At 64.2% G+C, this 23,875-nt stretch carries 25 protein-coding genes; 21 read left to right on the top strand and 4 right to left on the bottom strand.

The features are described 5' to 3' along the window. Positions 1-493: 493 nt before the first annotated feature. Positions 494-2,077 carry a porin gene (locus WN73_RS03840; RefSeq protein WP_161533551.1) on the top strand — a complete coding sequence of 528 codons (1,584 nt, stop codon included), beginning with the start codon at positions 494-496 and terminating at the stop codon, positions 2,075-2,077. Positions 2,078-3,182: 1,105 nt separating this feature from the next. On the opposite strand, the gene WN73_RS03835 is transcribed toward WN73_RS03840, so the two are convergent. The 4 genes from WN73_RS03835 to WN73_RS03820 all read right to left on the bottom strand — a co-directional run bounded on the left by WN73_RS03835 (position 3,183) and on the right by WN73_RS03820 (position 7,555). Beyond that, on the bottom strand, positions 3,183-3,830 hold the full coding sequence (locus WN73_RS03835) for a MarR family winged helix-turn-helix transcriptional regulator (RefSeq protein ID WP_161533552.1): 648 nt from the start codon (positions 3,828-3,830) through the stop codon (positions 3,183-3,185). A gap of 842 nt (positions 3,831-4,672) precedes the next feature. After that, positions 4,673-5,998: a flagellar protein export ATPase FliI gene (gene fliI, locus WN73_RS03830; RefSeq protein ID WP_011089623.1), complete on the bottom strand. Its 1,326-nt coding sequence runs from the start codon at positions 5,996-5,998 to the stop codon at positions 4,673-4,675. 36 nt (positions 5,999-6,034) lie between these two features. Continuing rightward, positions 6,035-6,763: a flagellar basal-body rod protein FlgF gene (gene flgF / locus WN73_RS03825; protein WP_011089622.1), complete on the bottom strand. Its 729-nt coding sequence runs from the start codon at positions 6,761-6,763 to the stop codon at positions 6,035-6,037. 3 nt (positions 6,764-6,766) lie between these two features. Then, complete coding sequence (locus WN73_RS03820) at positions 6,767-7,555, bottom strand: DUF1217 domain-containing protein (protein WP_028175215.1); 789 nt, start codon at positions 7,553-7,555, stop codon at positions 6,767-6,769. A 142-nt stretch (positions 7,556-7,697) separates the two neighbouring features. Here WN73_RS03820 and motA point away from each other — a divergent pair, with 142 nt between their 5' ends. The 20 genes from motA to WN73_RS03720 all read left to right on the top strand — a co-directional run bounded on the left by motA (position 7,698) and on the right by WN73_RS03720 (position 23,874). Continuing rightward, positions 7,698-8,594 carry a flagellar motor stator protein MotA gene (motA, locus tag WN73_RS03815; protein ID WP_028175216.1) on the top strand — a complete coding sequence of 299 codons (897 nt, stop codon included), beginning with the start codon at positions 7,698-7,700 and terminating at the stop codon, positions 8,592-8,594. Next, positions 8,591-9,532: a flagellar motor switch protein FliM gene (locus tag WN73_RS03810; RefSeq protein WP_011089619.1), complete on the top strand. Its 942-nt coding sequence runs from the start codon at positions 8,591-8,593 to the stop codon at positions 9,530-9,532. Before motA ends, WN73_RS03810 begins: the two co-directional genes overlap by 4 nt. Then, positions 9,513-9,827: a hypothetical protein gene (locus WN73_RS03805; protein WP_011089618.1), complete on the top strand. Its 315-nt coding sequence runs from the start codon at positions 9,513-9,515 to the stop codon at positions 9,825-9,827. The genes WN73_RS03810 and WN73_RS03805 overlap by 20 nt, the downstream gene beginning before the upstream one ends. 76 nt (positions 9,828-9,903) lie before the next feature. Continuing rightward, a complete protein-coding gene (gene fliN / locus WN73_RS03800; RefSeq protein WP_011089617.1) occupies positions 9,904-10,278 on the top strand; it encodes a flagellar motor switch protein FliN in 375 nt (124 codons plus the stop codon). Positions 10,279-10,280: 2 nt separating this feature from the next. After that, positions 10,281-11,321, top strand: coding sequence for a flagellar motor switch protein FliG (locus WN73_RS03795; protein WP_011089616.1), 1,041 nt, complete (start codon positions 10,281-10,283; stop codon positions 11,319-11,321). Positions 11,322-11,334: 13 nt separating this feature from the next. After that, positions 11,335-12,420, top strand: a complete 1,086-nt coding sequence (gene flhB / locus WN73_RS03790; protein ID WP_161533554.1) for a flagellar biosynthesis protein FlhB — start codon at positions 11,335-11,337, stop codon at positions 12,418-12,420. A 65-nt stretch (positions 12,421-12,485) separates the two neighbouring features. Beyond that, positions 12,486-12,887 carry a flagellar basal body rod protein FlgB gene (flgB, locus tag WN73_RS03785; RefSeq protein WP_011089614.1) on the top strand — a complete coding sequence of 134 codons (402 nt, stop codon included), beginning with the start codon at positions 12,486-12,488 and terminating at the stop codon, positions 12,885-12,887. Between the two features lie 11 nt (positions 12,888-12,898). Next, positions 12,899-13,315 (top strand): flagellar basal body rod protein FlgC, encoded by a 417-nt coding sequence (gene flgC, locus WN73_RS03780; RefSeq protein WP_011089613.1) that lies wholly within the window; start codon positions 12,899-12,901, stop codon positions 13,313-13,315. A 2-nt stretch (positions 13,316-13,317) separates the two neighbouring features. Further along, positions 13,318-13,647 carry a flagellar hook-basal body complex protein FliE gene (locus WN73_RS03775; RefSeq protein WP_011089612.1) on the top strand — a complete coding sequence of 110 codons (330 nt, stop codon included), beginning with the start codon at positions 13,318-13,320 and terminating at the stop codon, positions 13,645-13,647. Positions 13,648-13,664: 17 nt separating this feature from the next. Further along, on the top strand, positions 13,665-14,453 hold the full coding sequence (gene flgG / locus WN73_RS03770; RefSeq protein ID WP_011089611.1) for a flagellar basal-body rod protein FlgG: 789 nt from the start codon (positions 13,665-13,667) through the stop codon (positions 14,451-14,453). 13 nt (positions 14,454-14,466) lie between these two features. Then, positions 14,467-14,943, top strand: coding sequence for a flagellar basal body P-ring formation chaperone FlgA (gene flgA / locus WN73_RS03765; protein WP_161533556.1), 477 nt, complete (start codon positions 14,467-14,469; stop codon positions 14,941-14,943). Next, positions 14,940-16,070 carry a flagellar basal body P-ring protein FlgI gene (flgI, locus tag WN73_RS03760; RefSeq protein WP_028175222.1) on the top strand — a complete coding sequence of 377 codons (1,131 nt, stop codon included), beginning with the start codon at positions 14,940-14,942 and terminating at the stop codon, positions 16,068-16,070. The genes flgA and flgI overlap by 4 nt, the downstream gene beginning before the upstream one ends. Positions 16,071-16,137: 67 nt before the next feature. After that, on the top strand, positions 16,138-16,905 hold the full coding sequence (locus WN73_RS03755) for a MotE family protein (protein ID WP_271551510.1): 768 nt from the start codon (positions 16,138-16,140) through the stop codon (positions 16,903-16,905). Then, on the top strand, positions 16,906-17,601 hold the full coding sequence (flgH, locus tag WN73_RS03750) for a flagellar basal body L-ring protein FlgH (protein WP_011089607.1): 696 nt from the start codon (positions 16,906-16,908) through the stop codon (positions 17,599-17,601). 42 nt (positions 17,602-17,643) lie between these two features. Then, positions 17,644-18,087 carry a flagellar basal body-associated FliL family protein gene (locus WN73_RS03745; protein ID WP_028175224.1) on the top strand — a complete coding sequence of 148 codons (444 nt, stop codon included), beginning with the start codon at positions 17,644-17,646 and terminating at the stop codon, positions 18,085-18,087. Continuing rightward, positions 18,084-18,824, top strand: coding sequence for a flagellar type III secretion system pore protein FliP (gene fliP / locus WN73_RS03740; protein WP_011089605.1), 741 nt, complete (start codon positions 18,084-18,086; stop codon positions 18,822-18,824). The genes WN73_RS03745 and fliP overlap by 4 nt, the downstream gene beginning before the upstream one ends. Positions 18,825-19,089: 265 nt before the next feature. Next, the gene (locus tag WN73_RS03735) at positions 19,090-20,031 is read left to right on the top strand and encodes a flagellin N-terminal helical domain-containing protein (RefSeq protein ID WP_011089604.1); all 942 of its coding nucleotides are present in this window, start codon (positions 19,090-19,092) and stop codon (positions 20,029-20,031) included. A gap of 272 nt (positions 20,032-20,303) precedes the next feature. Continuing rightward, positions 20,304-21,248: a flagellin gene (locus WN73_RS03730; RefSeq protein WP_011089603.1), complete on the top strand. Its 945-nt coding sequence runs from the start codon at positions 20,304-20,306 to the stop codon at positions 21,246-21,248. 305 nt (positions 21,249-21,553) lie between these two features. Further along, the gene (gene fliF / locus WN73_RS03725) at positions 21,554-23,182 is read left to right on the top strand and encodes a flagellar basal-body MS-ring/collar protein FliF (RefSeq protein WP_028175225.1); all 1,629 of its coding nucleotides are present in this window, start codon (positions 21,554-21,556) and stop codon (positions 23,180-23,182) included. Further along, positions 23,179-23,874: a hypothetical protein gene (locus WN73_RS03720; RefSeq protein ID WP_011089601.1), complete on the top strand. Its 696-nt coding sequence runs from the start codon at positions 23,179-23,181 to the stop codon at positions 23,872-23,874. Before fliF ends, WN73_RS03720 begins: the two co-directional genes overlap by 4 nt. Position 23,875: the final 1 nt, after the last annotated feature.

The following is a 23,875-nucleotide window of genomic DNA, read 5'->3' as shown; positions in this document are numbered from 1 at the left end:
TCATTTTTCTTTTTGTCTTTGATCAGCCTTTTAGCGGGATATTGGGAAACCGTCTCGCATATCGTGCGCGGAACTCTTCATTGGGGAAATCGTGTCGGCACTTAATACTTGCAAAAAACAATTGATTAAGTTATGTCGTACTCACTCAGAATTTGCTGCTCTTGACCGCTGTCAACGACCAGCGATGTGAGACCTCCAAGAAAGCCCTCGGGATGCCCCCTGAGGGCTTTTTCTTTTATTTCAGCTACTTGTGTCGCGTCTTTCGCCTCCTGTTGCTCGCAGGCAACATCCCCTTTCCAACTTGCGATTCACTAAATCAATGAATTGAGACGATTGTTTTTATAAACTATATGTGAAGCACGACGGAGGGGGGGCACCTCGCTGTCGTTTCAGTCCGGACCTTCAGTGCGGATCTGAATTGAACGGAAATTGATGTGGGTAACGCGGCCTCCAGCGAGGAGCCGAGCCCCCGAACCGACCTGGAGGTTTACTAATGAAGTTGACGAAGACGCTCTTTCTCGGCTCGGCTGCCGGCCTGATGGCTGTCTCCGGTGCGTTCGCAGCCGATCTTCCCGTGAAGGCCAAAGCGGTCGAATACGTGAAGGTCTGCTCGCTGTACGGCGCCGGATTCTACTACATCCCGGGCACCGACACCTGCATCAAACTGGGCGGCTATTTGCGTGCCGACGCGAACCTCAATACCAACTCGGACTTCAATCCGAACCAGGGCGGCGTTGCCGGTGCTCGCAACCGCCTGATGAACTACTACACCTTCCGCGCTCGTGAAGACCTGAACATCGACACCCGCACCGCGACCGAGTACGGCGTCGTCCGTACCTTCTTCGACGGCGTCTTTACCTGGACGACCGGCAACTATACCCCCACCGGTTCGGCAACGGGCGGCACCCAGTACAGCGGTACGCTCGGTCTCAATGCTGCGGGCACCGGCCTCGTCGGTTCGAACGGCTCCGGCTCGGTGAACGGCACCGACGGCAACACCTCGGCCGGTGCGCTCGGCGTGTACTACGCCTTCATCCAGTTCGCCGGCTTCACGATGGGTAAGGCCGTGTCGCAGTTCGACGCGCCCTGGACCAACTATCCCGGCAACATCACCGACAACCTCGTCGGTGGCTCCGGCACCGTTACCGGTGTGACCCAGTTCACGTACACGGCCGACTTCGGCCAGGGCGTGACGGCGTCGTTCTCGGCTGAAGATGCGACCCAGTACTATCAGGCCGGCAACCTCAACATGACCGGCGCGACCGCGGCCGGCATCATCGGCGGTTCGTACGGCACCAACGCCATCGGCGGCTCGCGTTCGCCGAACCTCGTCGGTCAGGTGCGTGTCGACCAGGCCTGGGGCCTCTTCCAGGCGTCGGTGGCTGCGCATGACAACCACGTCGGTTACTACGGTGCGAACGAGACCACCGGCCACCCCGACGACAAGTGGGGCTGGGCGGTTCAGCTCGCTCTCTCGATCAAGAACATCCCGACCGGCGCGGGTGACACGATCAACATCCAGGCCGTCTACACCGACGGTGCGACCCGCTACAACTTCCAGAATCTGTCGGGCAGCTCCTACGCGCTGTACGGTAATTCGGGCGTTGCTGGCGCCTACGGCAGCATCGGCTTCGCCAACGCTCCCGACACGGTGTTCGTGACCGGCAGCTCGCAGGAAACCGTCAAGACCTGGGGCTTCCGTGGCGCTTACACCCACAACTGGGATGCGGCCTGGAACACCGCGATCTACGGCGCTTACGCTCAGGCGCAGTTCGGCACCTTGGCCAAGACCACCCTCTGCGGCGCCGGTGGTGCTGGCGGCGTGTTCGGTGGCCTGGCTGGTGTCACCTCGTGTAACCCGGACTTCGCGATTGGCCAGCTCGGTCTCGTCACCCGCTGGACCCCGGTCAAGAACCTGACGTTCTCGGCCGACCTCTCCTGGACCCATCTCGACCAGAAGTACTCCGGTACGGTTGGCGTCACCCCGAACGTCGTGACCGCCAAGCCGGCCGCGACCTACGAGCTGAAGGATCAGAACTCGATCGCCATGATCCTCCGCGCTCAGCGCAACTGGTAAGATCTATCGAGCCACGCGAACGAACACCCGGCGGGAAACCGCCGGGTGTTTTTTTGCGCCTGGATTGCTTCCGCCTTCGCTAAAGCTTCGGCGGACAAGTCGCTGCGCTCGCAATGACGAGGCGGAGACCGCCTCGTTTGCCCGACGGCAAAACACCCGCAAAGCTGTCAATCCGCCTCGACAAAAATATTCCACTTTACCGAAATTCGGATTTGTCGTATATGTCGCCCATCCCGGCTTGACCTTGAGGGGCGATCTTGTGTCGTCACGTTTCGCGAGCCGGGTTGCGGTGGACGCGGCAGCGTCGGCACGACATGGTGCGGGCAGGGCGGGTAGTCCCTGTGAGCCCGAAACCGCGTGCGGATGAGCGGCGCTGAAAGCTCGTCTCGCCAACATTTTTCCCGCGACGTCGACGGCGCGGGAGAGCCCTGTGGCGGTCGGCGAATGCGCGTACGGCAAAACCGTGTGGTCCTGGCCGTCGTTGCTACGGTCAAGCCTTTTGCGGAGGTGCACGCGAGCCCGACCGGGCGGACGGCATCGTCAATTCGCGGGGTGAGGGAGGCCAGAAGGAACTCGGCTCCCGGGAGATCACGGCATAAGCCGTCAGACCACTGCGCAGGGAAGGCCGAGTGTTTTGGCTGCACCTGTATGCCGCTGTGCATCTTTTCATGCGCTACACGCGCACAGCGGACCGCGGGTGCCAGCCGGCACCCGGCCTTCCCTGCGCCCTCTTGGCTGAAAGAGGGTGGAGCGATGAAGCAAAGCTCGGGCGAAATGCGCCGCGGGGAAGTGAAGGCGTGTCTGCGAGTCGAGAAGCGAGCCAGAAGATGACGACGATTCGTCTTGCTCCGTCCTTGCGAGCGCAGCGACTTGTCCGCCGAAGCCTTAGCGAAGGCGGAAGCAATCCAGAGTCTTTCCGCGGAGGGATTCTGGATTGCTTCGCTGCGCCCGCAATGACGATGTGGAAACTACGGGCGCTTATCTCTCGCCGTTGTGCGGGGATGACGGAGCTGATACTGCCGTCATTGCGAGCGCCGCGAAATCTTACGCAAGCTTTGGCCGCGCCATCGGTGCGGAAGTTGCGCTCAGGCTGCGGGCCTTCGCCTCATCCCTGGCTCGCCACGCGCGCACGGTCGAGATGCGCCTCGATCTTCGGGCGGTCGCGGGTGCGCTCGAAACTGGTGCAGAGCAGCTCGGTCTCCTCGAGCGAGACGGGGGCGCGATACAGCCGGCACATGAATTCGGCGGTTGCGCGTCCCTTCGCGGCGGCCGGGCCGATGCCAGGGCTGCGTTCGGCGAGAAACATGCAGTCCCGGCAGATGCTGGCATCGAGCCGCTGGTGAGCTGCGTCGAGGTGATTGAGGATCTCCCGCAGCGAGTCGCGCAGCCTGATGCACTCCTCGGTTCCGAGCGCCGTGACCGCATTCACCACGTGGTTGATCGGGTCGTGCTGGCTCAGGCACTTCTCGCCCTGCGCGGTGACGTGGAGCACCACGGAACGCTTGTCCTCGTGCGAGGGCTTTCGCACCAGGAAGGACCTGCTCTCGAGCGTCTTCACGATCTGCGATGCAGTCGCCCTGGTGGAGCCGATGAAGCCGGCGAGCGCGGACGGTGTGCGCGAAAACCTGTTGGCGCGGCCGAGAAAGCGCAGCGCCATCCATTCCCGATCGCGCAATCCATGCTGATTGCCTTCGAAATACCAAGCCCTCGCCGCCTGGACCAGCAGCTCGACGGCTTCTCGTGCCAATGGCATGGATTTACCTCGTCCCCGGAACTTCGTCTGCGGCGTCCCGAAGCCGCCTTGCGCCCTGGTTCGCGATTAATTCGAAAGAGGTCAGACCTCCGGAGATGCCCGATGGGTACGTCGTGCCCGATTCCTGCTCGAAGGCACGGACCGCAACGCGCCCGAGCCGAACCAGCGTGCGTCGCGTCGTCCGGAGCGAGAGGCCGCGTCGCCGATGACATGCCAATCGCGTCGTCGTCGCACGGGAGCCCAAGTTGCCGTCACGAACGGACGATGGACGGGAATTGTTCAACCGAAGCCCCTGAGTTCAAGTCACAAGCAGACGTTTCTTGATATTCCACCGAAACGATGAATGAGCTTCTCAACAAAATCAAGTAGAGACGCTCTCGGAGACTGGATGTCGTTGCAGGCGAATGTAACGTTCAAGACAATCTCGCTCTTAGGGACACATGGTAGTGAACGCAATACGTTGTCCTACGGGCAGCATGCCCGCAAGTATACGACGGTTTAATTGCAGGGCACGTCGTTGTCCGCCGTTGATGCAAGTTGATGGAAGCTTGTGCATGACAAAAGCTGATGCGCGTTGATGAGTCATCCACAACTTGTGCAACGCGTCCGGAGAATCGCCGAGAGAACTTGTAGGGATTACACGCGGCGGTTGTTCCGCTCGCGGAGCCGTCTCCGCTTCCGTCGCGGCCGCCCGATGAGTCATCCGAACGGTTGATGCGCTCACGACGGGTCGCGGTGGCGGTGACGGGAGGCATGCGCCGGCCGCGTGACTGGATGCGCGACCGACTGTAGAAACAATGAGCAGGGCGAGATCGCGGGCGCGTCGTGCGCCGTCTCACCTGCTACTCGCCCTTGAGCATGTCCCTCAGCTCGCGGAACGGATCTGCGCTCGGCTGAGCCGATGCGTCTTGCCGCATTGCGCTGTAGATTCTCGGAACCAGGTCGATCGCCTGGTCGAGGCCCGAATCACGTCCCGACTGGTATCCGCCCATCAGGCGAAGATCGCGCGTGTCCTCGTATTTGGCGATCATGGTGCGCAGCTTGCTCACCAATTCGCGCTCTTCGGGGTCCCAGACGTTATGGGCGAGGCGGGAGACCGAGGCCAGAACGTCCACGGCCGGATAGCGCGCCTGGTCGGCGATGTGCCTGGAGAGCACGATGTGCCCGTCGAGCGTGCTGCGAATGGTGTCGGCGATCGGCTCGTTGTGATCGTCGCCGTCGACCAGCACGGAGAAAATTCCGGTGATCGTTCCGGATCCCTCCTCGCCGGGGCCGGCGCGCTCCAGAAGGCGCGGCAGGTCCGTGAAGACCGTCGGCGCGTAGCCGCGCGCGACCGCGGGCTCGCCGGCGGCGAGCGCGACCTCGCGGGCGGCGTGGGCGAAACGGGTGATCGAATCGACCACAAGCAGAACCGATTCGCCCCGATCGCGGAAATATTCGGCTACCGCCATGGCCGTCTTCGGCGCCAGCCGCCGCATCATCGGGCTCTCGTCGCCCGTCGATACGATGGTGACCGCACGATTGCGATTGGCGCCCAGCACGTCCTCGATGAATTCGCGCACTTCGCGGCCGCGCTCGCCGACGAGCGCCAGCACGACGGTGTCGAAGCCCTGGCTGCGGGCAAGCATCGCGAGCAACGTCGACTTGCCGACGCCGGAGCCGGCAAAGATGCCGACGCGCTGGCCGGCGCAGATCGGGGCGAACAGGTCGATGACGCGCACGCCGGTGCGCAGCGGCTTGTGGACGCGCGCGCGCTTCATGGCCGAGGGCGCCTCGGCCTCCGCCGAGACGGCGCGCGATCCCGGCGTCAGCGGACCTTGTCCGTCCAGCGGGGCGCCGAGCGCGTTGATGACGCGGCCCTTCCAGCTCGGATCGGGCGCGAAAGACAATGGCGGCATGCGGTAGGCGACGGAACCGAGGCCGCCGGCAAATTGCCGGTCGAACGGCTTGGCGATGATGCCCTCGCTGTCGATCCGCACCACCTCGCCGATCTGGGGCTTGCCGCCGGAGTTGACGCCGATGAGTTCACCAAGCCTGACGAAGCGCGACAGGCCGGAGACACGGAAATGCGTCGGCGCGATCTCGGAGATCGCGCCGCTGACGCTTGCCAGGGGAGTGCTCTGCTGAAGCTCCAGCAGCGCCCACTCGAGTTGCCGAAGAGCGTTCAAAGAAACCGTCCACCCTCATTGCGCACGGGGCGCACTCTACTTGCCGGGCTCGCCCAGCGTCCGGATTGCGTTCTGGAGCGAGCTCTCGGTGCCCTCGATCATCGAATTGGTGCCGTCGAAGGCGCGCGAGGCCGCCATCAGCTTCGTCAATTCCATCATCGGATTGGCGCCGGAGCCCTCGACATAGCCTTGCTTGAAGCCGTCGCGGGAGAAATCGGCGATGGCGGTCGCAGGCCGGTCGGGCGTCACGCCCGAATTGCCGTAGCGCTCGAGATTGGCATCAGTGGGAATGTTGAACAGGCCGATGGTGCCGATCTCGTTGTTGTCCTGGGTGATCGCGCCGCTGCGTGCGATCGAGACCGGCCCGCCGTTCGGGTCGAGCGTGATCTGCGCGCCGCCGGCATCGATGACGGGGAAGCCGGCCACCGTCTGAAGGTCGCCGTTGGCGGCGATCTGGAGCCGGCCGTCACGCGTATAGACCGTGCCGTTCGGGCCGGCGAAGGCGAGCCAGCCCTGACCGACCACGGCGACGTCGAGCGGATTGCCGCTCTCGGTGATGTTGCCGGTCTCGCGCGAAATGATGTTGTCGCCGGGCGAGGAGAACGCGACCGGGTTCGCGCCGGCCTTGGACAGCACGGTCTCGAACTTCACCACGTCGGTGCGGAACGCCGCCGTGTTGACGTTGGCGACGTTGTTGGCGATCGTCTGGAGGCGCTTTTCGAGGGCGACCTGCGCCGACAATCCCACATAGAGAGCCGATTGCATGACTTACTTCCCGAACCGGATGGATTGAAGCTTCGTGAGCATGTCGGTATCCAGGCTGGCCGACGTCGCCGCGCCGCCGATCAGGACCAGCGCGGGGTTGGTCGAGTTGTCGCTCTGGGCCTGGGTCGCGTCCCACATCGCCGCGAAGCGCTGCACGAACTTGGTGACCTTGGTCGGGTCCTGGAAATCGGTGAGGTCGATCTTGTCCGTGATCATCTTGGCCTGGGCATCGATGTCGGACGAGCTGATCGTCGACGACCAGCCCATGGCGGTCTGGACGACCTGGGTCAGCGCCTTGTCGGCGAGGATCTGGTAGGCGTTCGTGATCGTGGACGCCTTGCGGGTGAAATAGAGCGCCAGCCGCAGGCCCTCGTTCTGGTCGCCGGCCTTCTGCTCCATCGTCTGCGTGACGTACTGGGTGGCCGTGCCGGTCGTGGCTGCGGTGGTCTGGGTCGCCTTGTCGCCGAGGGCGGCGAAATTGAAGGCGGTGGCGAATTCCCGGTAACGGGCGTCGGTGAGCTTGTTGGCGAAGGCGTCCTTGTTCGAGACCCCCTCGGTCAGCACCTTGCGCATGAACGCCTTGGCGTAGGTCATGTCGCTGAGGCCATAGGCCTTCATGGCATAGGTGTAGAGGCGGTAGTCCTTCAGGAAGTCGTCGATCGTCTTCACGTTGCCGATATGGCTGAGGAAGTAATCGGTCTCGCGGCTGACATCCGGCTGGGTCGCGACCTGCGTCATCGACTTGCCCAGGTCCTTGGTCAATCTGGTGTAGTCCGCGATCGTGGATAGCATGACCCGCGCCCCTCTGGTCGCCATTGCGACATCGTCCCAAGCTGCCGTGAATTGCTTGCGCGGGGCTGGCGAGCGGGAAGCCAGCTTCGCGCAAGCGTCGCCGACTAGATATTCCCGGTGGGATCGGCGATGGAGTGGCGCGTTGCTCAGTTTCGTGGGGATTTTCATCACGGTGGCGGCGCTGCTTGGCGGATTTGCCGCCATGGGCGGGCATCTGGCCGTGCTGATGCAGCCGTGGGAGTTCGTGATCATCATGGGCACCGCGGTCGGCACCTTCATCGTCGCCAATCCGTGGAAGACGGTCGTGGATACCGGGGTAGCCTGCATGCAGGCCATCACCGGCGCGGTGCCGGGCCAGCGCTACTATCTCGACCTGCTCGGGGCGCTGCATGCCCTGATGCGCGAGCTGCGGGGCAAGGGCCGCAACGAGGTCGAGGCGCATATCGACGACCCCGCGTCCTCCGAGATCTTCAAGGCGTTCCCGAGCGTGCTCGGTGACCCGTCGCTGCTCCAGTTCATCTGCGACTATGTCCGTCTCATCATCATGGGCAATGCGCGCACGCACGAGATCGAAGCGCTGATGGACGAGGAGATCCACACAATCGTGAAGGGCAAGCTGGCGCCCTACCATTCGCTGGTGACGGTCTCCGAGGCGTTGCCGGCGCTCGGCATCGTCGCCGCGGTGCTCGGCGTCATCAAGGCGATGGGCGCGCTCGACCAGTCGCCGAAGTTGCTGGGTGGCTTCATCGGCGCCGCCCTGGTCGGCACCTTCGCCGGCATCTTCCTGTCCTACGGCATCATTTCGCCCTTCGCGATCAAGATCAAGATGACGCGCGAGAAGAAGTGCCGGCCCTACATCATCGTCAAGCAGACGCTGCTGGCATTCATGAACGGCGCCATGCCGCAGATCGCGGTCGAGCACGGCCGCAAGATGATCTCGAGCAGCGAGCGTCCGTCGATCGATGTCGTCGAGAACGAGACGATCGCGGGTCCGAAGGCTGTCGTGGCTGACGCTGAACCGAAGGCGGCACGCGCATGACGATGGAAGACGTCGAGGTCGATCAGCGGAAGCAGTTGCCGAACTACCTGCTGGACGCGGCCGGCATATCGATCGAACGCATGCCGATGCTCAATGTGATCTTCGATCGCATGGCGGCATCCTGCACCGACAGCCTCCAGCCGATGGCGGGAACGCCCTGCTATTTCTCGGTCAACGGCATCACCAATGATCGGGTCGGCGACATCATCAAGGACTACGAGGCCAACGCGGTCGCCGCCGTGCTCTATGCCGAGCAGTGGGACTCCCGCATCATCATCATGCTCGACCGCGACTTCGTGTTCACGATGGTCGAGGCGATGTTCGGCTCCGATGGTGCCGAACCGCCGCTCGACGTCGAGCGCTCGTTCTCGAACATCGAGATCCGCCTGGTCCAGGCGCTGTTCGAGCGCTTCGCCAAGGCGCTGCAATCCGCCTTCGCCGGCACGTCCAACGTCACCTTCCGTGTCGAGCGGGTCGAGACCGCGATGGCCTCGCTGGCGATCGGGCGGAGCGGCAACATGTCGATCTGCGCGAACATCATGCTGCAGGCGCTCTACCGCGGCGGCCAGATGTTCCTCATCATTCCGCACTCCGCGCTCAACCCGCTGCGCCAGAAGCTCGCCCATGTCGTCGTCAGCGACGGCCGTGCGTCCGATCCGCGCTGGCGCGAGCAGATGGAGAGCGAGGTCCACCGCACCGAAGTGACGTTGAGCGCGGTGCTCGATGAGAAGATGGTGACCCTCGGCGACGTCGTGAAGTTCCAGGTCGGGCAGGTGCTCGAGCTCGAAGCCACGCCGCGCACGCTGGCCCGTCTCGAAAGCAACAACCAGGTGCTGTTCTGGTGTCAGATCGGCCAGCTCGATGGCTATTACGCCATGCAGGTGGCAGATCCCGTGGATCAGAAACGGGAGTTCGTCGATGATATCCTATCTCGTTGATGCGGTGCTGCTGATTGCGCTTGCCTTCACCAGCATGCGGGTGACGCGGATGCACCGCGAGCTGGCGCGGCTGCGCAGTTACCAGGGCGAATTCTCGACCATCGTCCACGAGACGGCGGGCGCCTTCGACACGGTCATCACCGCGGCGCATGATTCGACCGCAAATCTCGGACGGCTCGCCAACGTGCTGAGCACGAAGATCGACCAGGCCCACGAGGCGATCGCGGCGCTCGACGCCAGGAGCGGGCTCGCGTCCGCAGCGACCGGGAGCGGCGCCGACGTGAACAAGCACTGAAGCCGGGGCCAGCGAACCAGATACGACCGGAACGCCGTGGCGCTCCGGGAGCGGAAATACCAAGAGGCGATACCAAATGGCGCAATCCTTCGACTATGAGTCTGCATCTGCATCGGAAGAGACCGAGACGTCTCCGCTGGAGCGGCTGGCCGAGATCGCCGCGCGCACGGCGGAGGAGAGCGGCAAGTTCGCCAATGTCGATGCCATCCTGCGCATTCCCGTCACCATGCAGGTGGTGCTGGGTTCGGCTACCATCCCGGTGGCGAACCTGATGAAGCTCGGGCGCGGCGCGGTGGTTCCGCTCGACCACCGGGTCGGTGAGCCCGTCGACGTCGTCGTCAACGGCCGTATCGTCGCCCGCGGCGAGGTGGTCGTCGTCGAAGAGGACAATTCCCGCTTCGGTGTCTCGCTCACGGAGATCGTTGGACCGCTGGGGCAGGGTGATACCTGACCATGGCGGCACAGGTCGGCATCGCTCCCATCAAGCAGCGAGGCGTTGCCACGCTGGGCGGAACGGAGAAGGTCGCGGCACTCCTGCTGGCCATGGGCCGGCAGGCGGCCGCGAGCGTGCTCGCGCAGTTCGAGCCGCAGGATATCCGCATCGTGACCAAGGCCGCGGCCGAGCTGCGGCCGATCACCGCGCAGGAGCTGGAGGGGATCGTCGAGGAGTTCGCCCAGCAGTTCTCGATGGGTGCCAACATTCTCGGCACGCTCGGCGGCCTCGAGGCCGTGCTTGGCGACGTGCTACCGGCCGACCAGGTCTCGGCGATCATGACGGACCTGCTCGGCAATTCGAGCCGGTCGGTGTGGGATCGTGTCTCGTCGGTGTCGGAAAATTCGCTGGCCACCTACCTGTCCAAGGAGCATCCGCAGACCGCGGCCCTCATCCTGTCCAAGGTCAAGCCGGCCTGTGCCGCCAAGGTGATGAGCCAGTTGCCGTCCAGCCTGCGCAACGAATTGATGCGGCGCGTGCTCAGCCTCAAGCCGATCGCCGACGACGCGATGAAGGTTCTCGAGAAGACGCTGCACGAGGACCTGACGCTGAACTTCGCCCGCAACCTCGGCGCGGACACCTATGCCCGCGTCGCCGACATCATCAACAAGATGGAGCGCGGCCACATCGAGGACATGCTGAAGAGCCTGTCGGAGAAGCGGCCGAAATCGGCCGAAGTGCTGAAGGAGCTGCTGTTCACCTTCGACGACGTGATCCACCTGACGCCGAAGGCGCGCACCATGATCTTCGATCAGGTGCCGACCGATCGCATCGTCATCGCGCTGAAGGGGACCGACAAGAACTTCCGCGAGCTGATCCTGTCGTCGGTCGCATCGCGCGTCCGCCGCGTCGTCGAGCACGAGCTCGCGATCGGCGAACCGTCGAACCAGCGCGACGTGCTGGAGGCCCGGCGCGTGATCACCGATCTCGCGCTCGACCTCGCGGAGAAGGGCGAAATCGAGCTCAACCCCGAGCAGGAGGATGAGCTGGTCTTCCGCTGACCGCTGAACGGGCATGGCAGAAACAACCGATCAGGAGAGCAAGACAGAAGAGCCGACCGAGAAGAAAGTCCGCGATTCGCTCGAACAGGGCAAAATTCCGGTCTCTCGGGAGGCTTCCATCTTCGCGTCGATGGCGGCGCTGATGGTCATCCAGATGTTCCTGATCGGCCAGGGCGTGCAGCAATTGACGCCGACCCTGAAGAGCCTCCTCGACGATCCCGAGGGCTTCCCCCTCACCACCGGGGCGGACGCGCAGAACCTCCTCACCGTGGTGGGACTCGAGGCGCTGCGATTCCTGGTGCCGCTGCTGGTCGTTTTGCTCGTGTTCGGGCTGGCATCGTCGCTGCTGCAAAACGCGCCCAACCTGGTGCTTCAGCGCATCATGCCGGACCTTTCGCGAATCTCCCCGGTGAGCGGCTGGAACCGGCTGTTCGGAACGCAGGGTCTCGTCGAGTTCGCCAAGTCGCTGTTCAAGCTCGCCTCGGTGACCGTCGTCGTCGCCTTCGTGCTGCGCTCGTCCGAAGCGAAGGCGTTCGAGGCGATGTACACCGACCCCGTCGCGCTTCCGGAGATGATCCTCAACATCGCGATGCGGATCGTCTCGGCGATCTGTATCGCGACCATCGTCCTGGTCGCGATCGACCTCGCCTGGGCGCGCTTCCACTGGCGGCGCGAGCTGCGCATGACCCGGCAGGAGATCAAGGACGAGCACAAGCAGGCCGAAGGCGACCCGCTGGTCAAGGCGCGCCTCCGCTCGCTGGCGCGCGACCGCTCGCGACAGCGGATGATCGCCTCCGCATCGCGCGCGACGCTGGTGATCGCGAACCCGACGCACTTTGCGATCGCACTGCGCTACAACCGCGAGGAAAACCCGGCGCCGCTCGTGGTGGCCAAGGGCATGGACGTGATCGCGCTGAAGATCCGCGAAGTCGCGGAGAAGAATAGAATCCCCGTGATCGAGAACAAGGTTCTGGCGCGCGCGCTCTACGAGGCCGTTCAGGTCGATCAGGTGATTCCGGCCGAATTCTTCCGGCCCGTCGCCGAGATCATCTACTTCCTGCAGTCGAAGCAGACGACCCGGCCCGAGAAGGTCCAGTAGATTTCCGAGGATGGTGCTTCGCCCAACAGCTTGACGAAAGCTTAACGCCCTAGGCTTCTCCTCGAATGGACCAGAATGGGACTGTCGTGGGACCGCTTTATCTCTTCGAACTCGCATCGTCGCAAGCGCGGTACCTCGAACTCCGCCAGTCGACCATCGCCACCAACGTCGCCAACGCGAATACGCCGGGCTTCAAAGCGCGCGACGTCGAGCCGTTCAACAAGGTGCTCGACGGAATGCCGGTCAGGCTCGCGACGACGTCACCGACGCACATGCAGCTTTCCGCGACCGAGACCGACACGCGCGCGACCTCCAAGAAGGACAGCTGGGACGTGGTTCACTCCGGAAATTCCGTCAGTCTCGAGCAGGAGATGATCAAGGGCAACGACGTCAATCGCGACTACTCGATGAACTCGGCGGTCGTGCGGTCGTTCCACCGAATGCTGCTGTCGAGCGTGAAGACCTGAGGTGAATTGACATGCTGGACTCATTGAGCGCCTCCCTGACGGTTGCGAGCTCCGGGCTCGAAGCGCAGTCGACGCGCATGCGCATCGTCTCGGAAAACCTCGCCAACGCGACGTCGACGGGACGGACCGCCGGCGCCGATCCGTATCAGCGCAAGACGATCACCTTCGATGCCGCGATGGACCGTGCCTCGGGCGCGCAGCTCGCGAAGGTCAAGGAGGTCGGCGTCGATACCACGCCGTACCGCGTGGAGTACGATCCTGGGCATCCCGCCGCCGACAAGTCCGGCTACGTCAAGCTGCCGAACGTCAACATGATGATCGAGATGGCCGACATGCGGGAAGTCAACCGGTCCTATGAAGCCAATCTCCAGGTCGTGAAACAGGTGAGGTCGATGCTGGGCATGACCATCGACCTTCTGAGGAGCTGACAATGCTTGAGGCAATTTCGTCCACGGCGATCTCCGCAGGCCAGGCGGCGAGCCGCGCAACCGAGACGCAGGCGATCGCGCCCGCGGCGCCGACCGCGATCCAGTCCGGCGGCGACGTCGGCTTCGATTCGGTGATGAAGCAGGTGACGACGGACGCGATCGGCACGCTGAAGGCGGGCGAGGCGGCGTCGATCTCGGCGATGCAGGGCAAGGAATCGACGCGGCGCGTCGTCGAGGCGCTGATGTCGGCCGAGCAGGCCTTGCAGACGGCGGTCGCGGTTCGCGACAAGGTCGTGCAGGCCTACCAAGAAGTCGTTCGTATGTCGATTTGATCTGAAGGAGTCACATTGTGAAATCGCTTGCCATTGCGGCCACGGGCATGAATGCCCAGCAGACCAATATCGAAGTCATCGCCAACAACATCGCCAACATCAACTCGACGTCGTACAAGCGGGCGCGCGCGGAGTTCACCGATCTGTTCTACCAGATGGACCGGATGCAGGGCGTCGCGAACGTCAACGGCTCGTCGCCGATTCCGGAAGGCGCCAATCTCGGCCTCGGCGTCAAGTCGGCGGCGATCCGCAAGCTGCACATCCAGGGCGCGCTCACCCAGACCGGCAATCCCTACGACCTCGCGATCAACGGCCGCGGCTGGTTCCAGGTGCTGGGCCCGAACAACGAGGTGCAATACACCCGGGCGGGCTCGTTCAACACCAATGCCAACAGTCAACTCGTCACCACCGACGGCTACCTGCTGGATCCCGCGATCACGATCCCGCAGGGGACGGTCGAGGTCACGGTCAACCAGACCGGACAGGTGTTCGCCAAGCTGGACACGGAAGTGAACCCGCGGCAGATCGGCCAGCTCAACCTCGCCAACTTCGCCAACGAGGCAGGCCTCGAGCCGCTCGGCAGCAATCTCTATCGCGAGACCACGGCGTCCGGCACGCCGGTCGTCGGACTGCCGGGCGATGCCGGCTACGGCAAGATCAACCAGAAATATCTCGAGGCCTCGAACGTCGATCCGGTCAAGGAAATCACCGAGCTGATCTCGGCGCAGCGCGCCTACGAAATGAATGCCAAGGTCATCCAGGCTTCGGATGAAATGGCCTCGACCGTATCGAAGGGCCTTCGCTAGTTCCGGTGTGTCCATGTTGAACAGGGTGGGCCTGATCGTGCGCGGGTTGGCCGCCGTGCTGCTGGTTCTCGTCTCGGCGCGCGTCGCTGCAGCCGAGGAGAAGCGGCTTCCCGTGCCGGCCGTGTCGATCCGTGCCGGCGAGCTGATCCGGGACGACATGATCACGGAGCGCGCCTTCGCGCCGAACCTGCTCGGCGTCGCCCAGTTCATCGAAGGACGCCAGATCCTGGTCGGCCGCATGGCCCGGCGCGCGCTGCTGCCGGGCCAGCCCATCCCGACCAACTCGGTGGAAGATCCTTGGACCGTCGCCCGCGGCGCCATGGTCAAGGTCGTCGTCGAGGACAGCGGCCTGTCGATCGTCACCTACGGCTCGGCGATGCAATCGGGCGCCGCCGGCGCACTGATTCCAGTGCGAAACACCGACACCGGCGTGATCATCAGGGGAGTCGTCCAGCCGGACGGCACCGTCAAGGTCGTGGACGGATCATGACCAGGCTCCTGCTTGCGCTCATCCTTGTCGTTTCCGCGGCCAGCGCCCAGGCCGCCGTCCGCATCAAGGACATCGCGGACATCAAGGGATTGCGTGAAAACCAGATCGTCGGCTACGGCCTCGTCATCGGCCTGAACGGCACCGGCGACACGCTTCGCAATGCTCCGTTCACGGAGCAGTCCCTGCAATCGATGCTCGAGAACATGGGCATCAACGTCAGGAACGAGACCACGAGCACCACCAACCCCGCGCGCCCGACCACCCTGCGCACGCGCAACGTCGCCGCTGTGATGGTGACCGCGGACCTGCAACCTTCGATCGGGGCAGGCGAGCGGATGGACGTGACCGTGTCGTCGCTCGGCGATGCGACCTCGCTGCTCGGCGGCACGCTGGTGATGACGTCGCTGCGCGCGGCGGATGGCGCGGTCTATGCGGTGGCACAAGGCGCGGTCACGGTCGCCGGCTACAGCGTGGGAGGTCAGGCGCAGAACGTCAGCCAGGGCACCCCGACCGCGGGCCGCATTCCGAACGGCGCGCTGGTCGAGCGAGAGGTGCAGGGAAGCCTCCATGAGATGGAATTCCTGGTGCTTGAGCTCAAGAACCCGGACTTCGTCACCGCAACGCGCATCCTCGATGCGATCAACCGCTACGCCGGCGGCCGCTATCGCGCGCAGATCGCCTTCGAGCGCGACTACCGCACCATCGTCTTGTCGAAGCCGCGCCATATCGGCCCGGTCCGCTTCCTCGCCGAAATCGGCGAGCTGACGGTCGAGCCGGACACGCCGGCGCGGGTGGTGATCAACGAGCGCACCGGCACGGTGGTGATCGGACGGGACGTGCGGATATCGACGGTTGCGGTGACGCACGGCAATCTGACCGTCCGCGTCACGGAGATGCCCGTGGTGTCGCAGCCGGCGCCGTTCTCGCGCGGGCAGACGGTGGTGGTTCCCCAGACCGTGGTCGAGGCCAACGAGGCCGGATCGCAGGTGGCGATCCTGAGCGGCGTCGATCTCCAGCGCCTGGTGCGCGGATTGAACCAGATCGGCCTCAAGCCGTCAGGCATCATCGCGATCCTCCAGGCGATCAAGACGGCCGGCGCGCTCCAGGCCGATGTCATCGTCCAATGACGCATAAGCGTCGTGCAAGCTTGGTCGCTCAATGCTCAGGTCTCGACCGAGAATCGCACGCGGCCCGATGTTGAAGCTGGATCACAAAGCCAAACTCCTCCTCCTGGCCGCGGCCGCGGCGCTTGCGAGCGCTTCGCCCGTGCTGGCGCTGGATGAGGCCAGATCGTCGAAGCCGCTCAACCTGCTTTCCTTCGCGCGCGCCCGCGCGCCCGGACCGCAGAAGCCGCGCACGCCGATCCAGGGTGACAATGCGGCCACCCGGGCGACGGCGTGGGCGGCCGAAGATACCGGACCGGCGATCACCGGTGCGGTGCCGGCTTCCGAGACGCCTGCACCGGCGCCAGTGCCCGCACCCGCGCCGCTACGTCCGGCCAAGCCCGGCAGTGTCACGGCGCCGCCAAAGCCCGCACCGCCGCAGGCCGCTGCGACCGCGGACAACGAGGTCGCGCTGTTCTGCAGCAACGTGGCCGATCCCGCCGTCGATGCGAGATTGGCCTGGCAGCTCAAGGAGCTGGAGAAGGCCGAGACCCAGCTCCGCGAGCGGATCGCCGAGGTCGAGGCCAAGCGCGCCGAATACGAGAAGTGGATGGCGCTGCGCGACGACTTCCTGAAGAAGGCCGAGGCCCAGGTCGTCGAGATCTACTCGCGCATGAAGCCGGACGCCGCGGCCACCCAGATCGCCGGCATGGCGGACGAGACCGCCGCCGCCGTGCTCGCCAAGCTCAGCCCGAGGAGCTCGAGCGCGATCTTCAACGAGATGGATACGGCGCGCGCCGCGCACCTCGCCGATTTGCTCGGCGGAATGCGCCGCGTGGATGACGGAAAGACCAAATAGATGAAGAATCTGATCCTCATCCTGCCGCTCTTGATGCTTACCGGATGCGTCGGTGATCCGGCGGACGCCCTGACCGGCCCGCGCTTGTCGCCGGTCGGAAGCGGCCTGAGGACGCAGGCCGACCCGATCCCGGTGACGCCGCGCATGCGCACGCCGGTCAGCTATCGCTCGACCTGGGACGACGGCACCGATCTCTACCGCGATCCCCGCGCCCGGCGCACCGGCGACGTCGTGACGGTGATCATCTCGATGCAGGACAAGGCCAAGCTCGACAACAAGACCGGCCGCTCGCGCGATTCGCAGATCAAGTTCGGGCTCGACTGGCTGATGGACGTCGCAGGATGGGCCGACAAGGGGCAAACCACCGCCAACCTCAGCACCAACACCCAGATCAAGGGCAACGGCCAGATCGATCGCACGGAGGACATCAAGCTGTCCATCGCCGCCATCGTCACCGACGTGTTGCCGAACGGCAATATGATGATCAGCGGCTCGCAGGAGTTCCGCGTCAACACCGAGATGCGCGTGCTCAATGTCGGCGGCATCGTGCGTCCGCGCGATATCTCGCGAACCAACACGATTTCCTACGAAAAGATCGCGGAGGCGCGCGTGTCCTATGGTGGTCAGGGAAATCTGTCGGACGTGCAGCAGCCTGGATGGGGACATCGGATCTATGACGCCGTGGCACCGTTCTGAGGTTCGCGCCGGCCGGGCCGCGTCGCGAGGGCAGGGGACGTGATGCGCCTGATTGCCGCCATCGTGGCGCTGACCCTGGTCGCGATCGGTGCCGGCGCCCTTGCCGGCCTGCATCTGTTTGCAGCCGCCGAGCGCGTCGCCGACGCGAAGAAGAGCCCTACGCCGCCGCCGCTTGCGTCGAGCTACGCCGGCAGCGCGCGGCTTCGAAAACTGTCCCCGATCGTGACCAATCTCGCCGCGCCGGCCAACAACTGGGCCCGTGTCGAGGCCTCCATGGTGACCGACAGCATGAGCGACGAGGACGCCGGCATCCTGGCCGCCCATATCAGCGAAGACATCGTCACCTATCTGCGGTCGGCCTCGGCTGCGCAGTTCGAGGGATCGCGCGGGCTCCAGCATCTGCGCGATGACCTCGCCGAGCGCGCCAATGTCCGCTCGTCGGGCAAGGTCCGCGAATTGATCATTGAGACGTTGGTGATTCAGTGAAATTGAGAGTCCTGCTGCTCGCGTTGATTCTGGCGGTGCTGCCCGAAATGGCGTTCGCCCAGATTCCGGACCTCAACTCCCTGCTGCCGCCCGGCAACGGCTCGACCAGCGGCCGCATCATCCAGCTGATGGCGCTGATCACGGTGCTGTCGGTGGCGCCGGGACTGCTCATCATGGTGACGAGCTTCACGCGGTTTGCGGTGGCGCTGTCGTTCCTGCGCTCCGGACTCGGCCTCCAGACCACGCCGGCCAATCTGGTGCTGGTCAGCCTCGCGCTGTTCATGACGTTCTACGTGATGGCGCCGACCTTCGACCGCGCCTGGGAGACCGGCGTCCAGCCTCTCATGAAGAACGAGATCTCGGAGGAAGAGGCTTATCTGAAGATCACCGATCCGTTCCGCGAGTTCATGCTGGCGCACGTTCGCGACAAGGATCTCCAGACCTTCGAGGCGCTCGCCGCGGAGAGCTTTCGCAAGAAGTTCGACGACAAGCGCATCGATTTGCGCGTCATCATTCCGGCCTTCATGATCTCCGAGCTCAGGCGTTCGTTCGAGATCGGATTCCTCATCATGCTGCCGTTCCTCGTGATCGACATGATCGTGGCGACGCTGACCATGTCGATGGGCATGATGATGATGCCGCCGACGATCCTCGCGCTGCCGTTCAAGATGCTGTTCTTCGTGCTGATCGACGGCTGGAACCTGCTGGCCTCCGGACTGGTGCGGTCGTTCTCGTAGCGGCGGCGACCGCCGGCCGGCCGGGTCATGGTTAGCAAGAAGTACCGGCTTATGGTTACCGGAGGGTAATGGTAACCATATGATATTGCTGAGAAATTCAAGCCGATCTTAATCTCGGCGCAAGATTTCGCGTGCTAGCAATGCGTCACGGCGGGTTGGACCCCACCCACAACAGTCCAAAGGCATGATGCCGCCCCTCCGTACCGGTGAAAGCCCGGTATGTCCCCTCGTGAAAATGTAACGCGTACATAAAGGGACATTCGCAATGTCAAGCCTGCTTACGAACTCGACCGCCATGACCGCGCTCCAGACCCTGCGGTCTGTCAGCTCGCAGCTCTCCACCACGCAGACCCGCATCTCCACCGGCCAGCGCGTGTCGACCGCTTCGGACAACGCTGCCTACTGGTCGATCGCAACCTCGATGCGCTCCGACAACGCGGCGCTCTCCGCGGTTTCCGACTCGCTCGGTCTGTCCGCTGCGACCGTCGACACCGAATACACCGCTCTGAACACGGTCATCGGTGACAAGGACTCCGGCCTGACCAAGCTCCAGGCGCTGCTGGTCGAAGCCAAGACCGCCGGTATCGATCGCTCCAAGATCCAGGCCGACGTCACCCAGATCCAGAATCAGCTGAAGTCGACGGCCGACTCGGCGACGATCAACGGCATCAACTGGCTGAGCATCGACACCACGCCCTCCTCGTCCACGGCCACGCCGACGAGCTTCAATCTCGTGTCGTCGTACTCGCGTGTCGGCAATACGCCCACCATCGGCTCCATCACGGTGACGACCGCCACCTACGCGCTCTACACCACCGGCGGCTCATCCACCACCGGCATCCTGGATGCGGTGGTCGGCGGCTCCACCGGCGCGTCCGTCTCCTCGATCAACATCGGCGCGCTGACCGACTCGGCGACCGACCAGACCAAGCTCGATGGTTACATCGCGCAGGTCACCGCTGCGATCGGCTCTGTCGCCTCGGCCGCCGCCAATCTCGGTGCCGTCAAGAACCGCATCTCGACCAACACGGAATTCGTCAAGAACCTGATGGACTCCGTGGATCGCGGTGTCGGCCAGCTCGTCGACGCCGACATGAACCAGGAGTCCACCCGCCTTGCGGCCCTCCAGGTCCAGCAGCAGCTCGGCGTTCAGGCGCTCTCGATCGCCAACAACAGCAGCCAGAGCATCCTGTCGCTGTTCCGCTAAACCTCAACTCATCTGGGGGAGGGCCGCGCTTCTCGCGAAGCGCGGCCCTTTCTTTTGTCAGGCGTGACGCCGCGTCGACGCCATGGCTCGGTGTTGCAACCGAGTCACAGGGCCACAAGCCTCGCACAAGCTTCGGCGGGTAACCTCACCGCTACGACAGATTGGGTCCATCACACGCATTGCCGTGGCCCAAAGGCATGATGCCGCCCTGTCGTACCGGTGCAAGTCCGGTATGTCCCCAAACTCAATTCAATCGTCAAAGGGACATCAAAATGGGTTCTAGCCTCCTCACCAACTCGTCTGCAATGACCGCGCTGCAGACCCTCCGCAATGTCAGCACGCAGCTCGCGACCACGCAGAACCGGATCTCGACCGGTCAGCGCGTCTCGACCGCTTCGGACAATTCGGCCTATTGGTCGATCGCAACCTCGATGCGCTCCGACAACGCCGCGCTGTCCGCAGTCTCCGATTCGCTCGGTCTGTCGGCTGCGATGGTCGACACCGAATACACCGCTCTGAACACGGTCATCGGCGACAAGAACTCCGGCCTGACCAAGCTCCAGGCGCTGCTGGTCGAAGCCAAGACCGCCGGTATCGACCGGACCAAGATCCAGGCCGAGGTCACCCAGATCCAGCAGGATATGAAGCTCAAGTCCGACTCGGCAACGATCAACGGTATCAACTGGCTGAGCATCGACATCACGCCCTCGTCGTCCACGGCCACGCCGACGACCTTCAACCTCGTGTCGTCGTACTCGCGCGTCGGCGGTACGCCCACCATCGGCTCCATCACCGTGACGACCGCCACCTACGCGCTCTACACCACCGGCGGCTCATCCACTACCGGCATCCTGGATACGGTGGTCGGCGGCTCGACCGGCGCGTCGGTCGCCTCGATCAACATCGGCGCGCTGACCGACTCGGCGACTGACCAGACCAAGCTCGACGGCTACATCAACCAGGTCACCGCTGCGATCAACTCGGTCGCCTCGGCCGCCGCCAATCTCGGTGCCGTCAAGAACCGCATCGCGACCAACACGGAATTCGTCAAGAACCTGATGGACTCCGTGGATCGCGGTATCGGCCAGCTCGTCGACGCCGACATGAACGCGGAATCGACGCGCCTGCAGGCGCTTCAGACCCAGCAGCAGCTTGGCGTTCAGGCGCTCTCGATCGCCAACCAGAACAGCCAGAGCATCCTGTCGCTGTTCCGCTAAGCCGCGGCTTCGAAAACGACCGTGCTCCCTCGGGAGCACGGTCTCCGCCATGAACGGCGGATATGACGACACAAGATGTGCCCGCAATCGATCTCCTGACGCCAGATTTCAAGTAACACGCCGCAGCCGATCGCGCCGCGATGCGTCCGGCCGTGCACCTGTTGCCGATCCTCGCGATAGCGTCCCCCGACTTCTTGTAAAATTACAACGCCTCGCCCGCGAACCGACACATTCGTGTTCCTGCGCAACCTTCAGACAAGGTTGGCAGCGGAATGTCCCATATGTTCGCATTGGTACGAGGTCATATGCTGTTCAGTCGTGCGCAGATACAGCAACTGCTCAACAATCTGCTGGAGCTTGGGCCGCGACGCCTGATGGCCCTGGGATTGATCGGCTTTGCCGTTCTCGTCACCGTCGTCGGCGGCGCCTATTATCTGAGCCGGCCTGAATTCGAAACGCTCTATACCGGCCTCTCCCGCGAAGATGTGACGCGCATGGGCGCTGCTTTGCGCGAGCAAAATATTGCCTTCGACGTCAATACGGCCGGAGACGCGGTCTCGGTGCGTCCGAGCCAGACCATGCAGGCGCGGATGCTGCTCGCCGAGAAGGGGCTGCCGACCAGCGCCAATTCCGGTTACGAGCTGTTCGACAAGATCGGTTCGCTCGGCCTGACCTCGTTCATGCAGGAAGTCACGAAACTGCGCGCGCTCGAAGGCGAGATCGCGCGCACGGTGCAGTTGATGAAGGGCGTGAAGGCGGCGCGGGTGCATATCGTGATGCCGGTGCGCGGCTCGTTCCGCGCGACGCAACAGCCGCCCTCGGCGTCGGTCGTGCTCCGCACTGACGGCGCGATCGAGGCGCGCACGGCGCAGTCGATCCGCCATCTCGTCGCGGCCGCCATCCCCGGCATGAGCCGCGACAAGGTGACGGTGCTGGATGCCGACGGTTCGATGCTGCTGGCCGAAGAGGACGAAGCCACCGCTGCCCCGACCAAGATGGCAAGCCTCCAGAAGACGGTCGGCGGGATGGTTCAGGAGAACATCCGCAAGGCGCTGACGCCGTATCTGGGTCTCGACAATTTCGAGGTGAGCGTCGCGCCGCAGCTCTCCACCGACAAGCGGCAGACCAACGAGACCGTCTACGATCCGGAGAGCCGTGCCGAGCGTTCCGTGCGGAACGTGCGCGAGAAGGAGTCGTCGCAGAACGCCGACCGATCGACGCCGACCACGGTGCAACAGAACCTTCCCGACCAGCAGGTCAACGCCGGCGGCAGCAAGAACTCCAGCGAGGACAAGACCCGTCGCGAGGACGTCACCAATTTCGAGGTGTCGTCCAAGACCACGACGACGGTGAGCGACGGCTATCTGGTCAAGAAGCTCTTCATCGCCGTGCTGGTCAACCGCGCGCGCCTCGTTGCCGATCTCGGCGACAAGAGCAATCAGGCCATCGTCGACAGCAAGCTCGCCGAGATCAGCCAGCTCGCGGCGACGGCCGGCGGACTGGACAAGCAGCGCGGCGACCAGATCCAGGTCACGGCCGTCGACTTCATCGAGGGCTCGCGCGAACTGGCGCCGGTGCCGCCGATCAGCTTCGTCGAGATGATCAACAAGCAGCTCGGCAGCGTCATCAACGCAGTGACGATCCTGGCCGTGGCTTCGATGCTGGTCTGGTTCGGCCTTCGCCCCGCGGTCAACGGCATTCTGACCCACCGCGCGGCGCAGGAGCAGACCGAGGCGGCGGAGGCCGCTGAGCTTGAAGCTGCCACAGCCCTTGCATTGGCCGAGAGCCAGGACCCCGAGCTCAACCTCGTCGAGGACCTCGAAGGCAAGATGCAGCGCACGCCGCAGAAGCGGCTGGAGCAGATCGTCCGGCTCGATCAGGCGCAGGCAGCAGCGATCCTTAAAGACTGGATGCGACGCGAGGAGGCGGCATGAACGCGGCAATCGGAAAACTCCTGACGCAGTTCGACGCGAACGGCCGGGTCAAGTCGTCGCCGCCGCCTCCGCCGCCCAAGATCCAGGACGTGCTGACGAGGCCGAAGGAAGTCCGGCGCGAGCCTCAATCTCAACCGCAGCCTCAGGCCCAGTCGCAGCCTCAGTCGCCGCCTCCGGCGCCCGCGACGGAAGCCCCGCCGGTCAATCTCCTGGACGATGCCTATCGGCGCGGCCATGCCGCCGGCGTCGCGGAAGGCGATGCCAGGGTTGCCGAGGAACGGGTGCGCAGCGCGATCCGGCTTGGCGAGGAGCGGGCCAAATGGTCCGACCAGCAGGCGGTCGCGATCGTGAGCGGCTTCGAGGCGGCTTGCCGCGAGATCGAGACCAACATTGCGAGCTCCGTTGCCCGAATATTGCTGCCGTTCCTCGCCGATGCGGTCCGCGACAAGGCGATCGGGTCGCTGGTCGAGCAAATCGCGGCGCTGACCGGCAATTCGCCGGTGCCGGTGTTCAAGATCACCGGGCCTAGCGAACTGCTCGACCTGGTGAAGACGCAGCTCGAGACGGCCCGGCGAACGGGCATCGAGTACGAGGCCGCCGAGACTTTCGAGGTCCGTGTCGTGGCCGACCAGACCGTGATCGAGACGAAGATCGCGGCCTGGAGCGACCGCCTCAATGAGGCGCGCCGGTAAC

The sequence above is a fragment of the Bradyrhizobium sp. CCBAU 45394 genome, from assembly GCF_028128655.1.
GTDB lineage: Bacteria > Pseudomonadota > Alphaproteobacteria > Rhizobiales > Xanthobacteraceae > Bradyrhizobium > Bradyrhizobium diazoefficiens.
The sequence above is the reverse complement of the archived record's forward strand: the minus strand, read 5'-3'. Positions and strand labels throughout refer to the sequence as shown.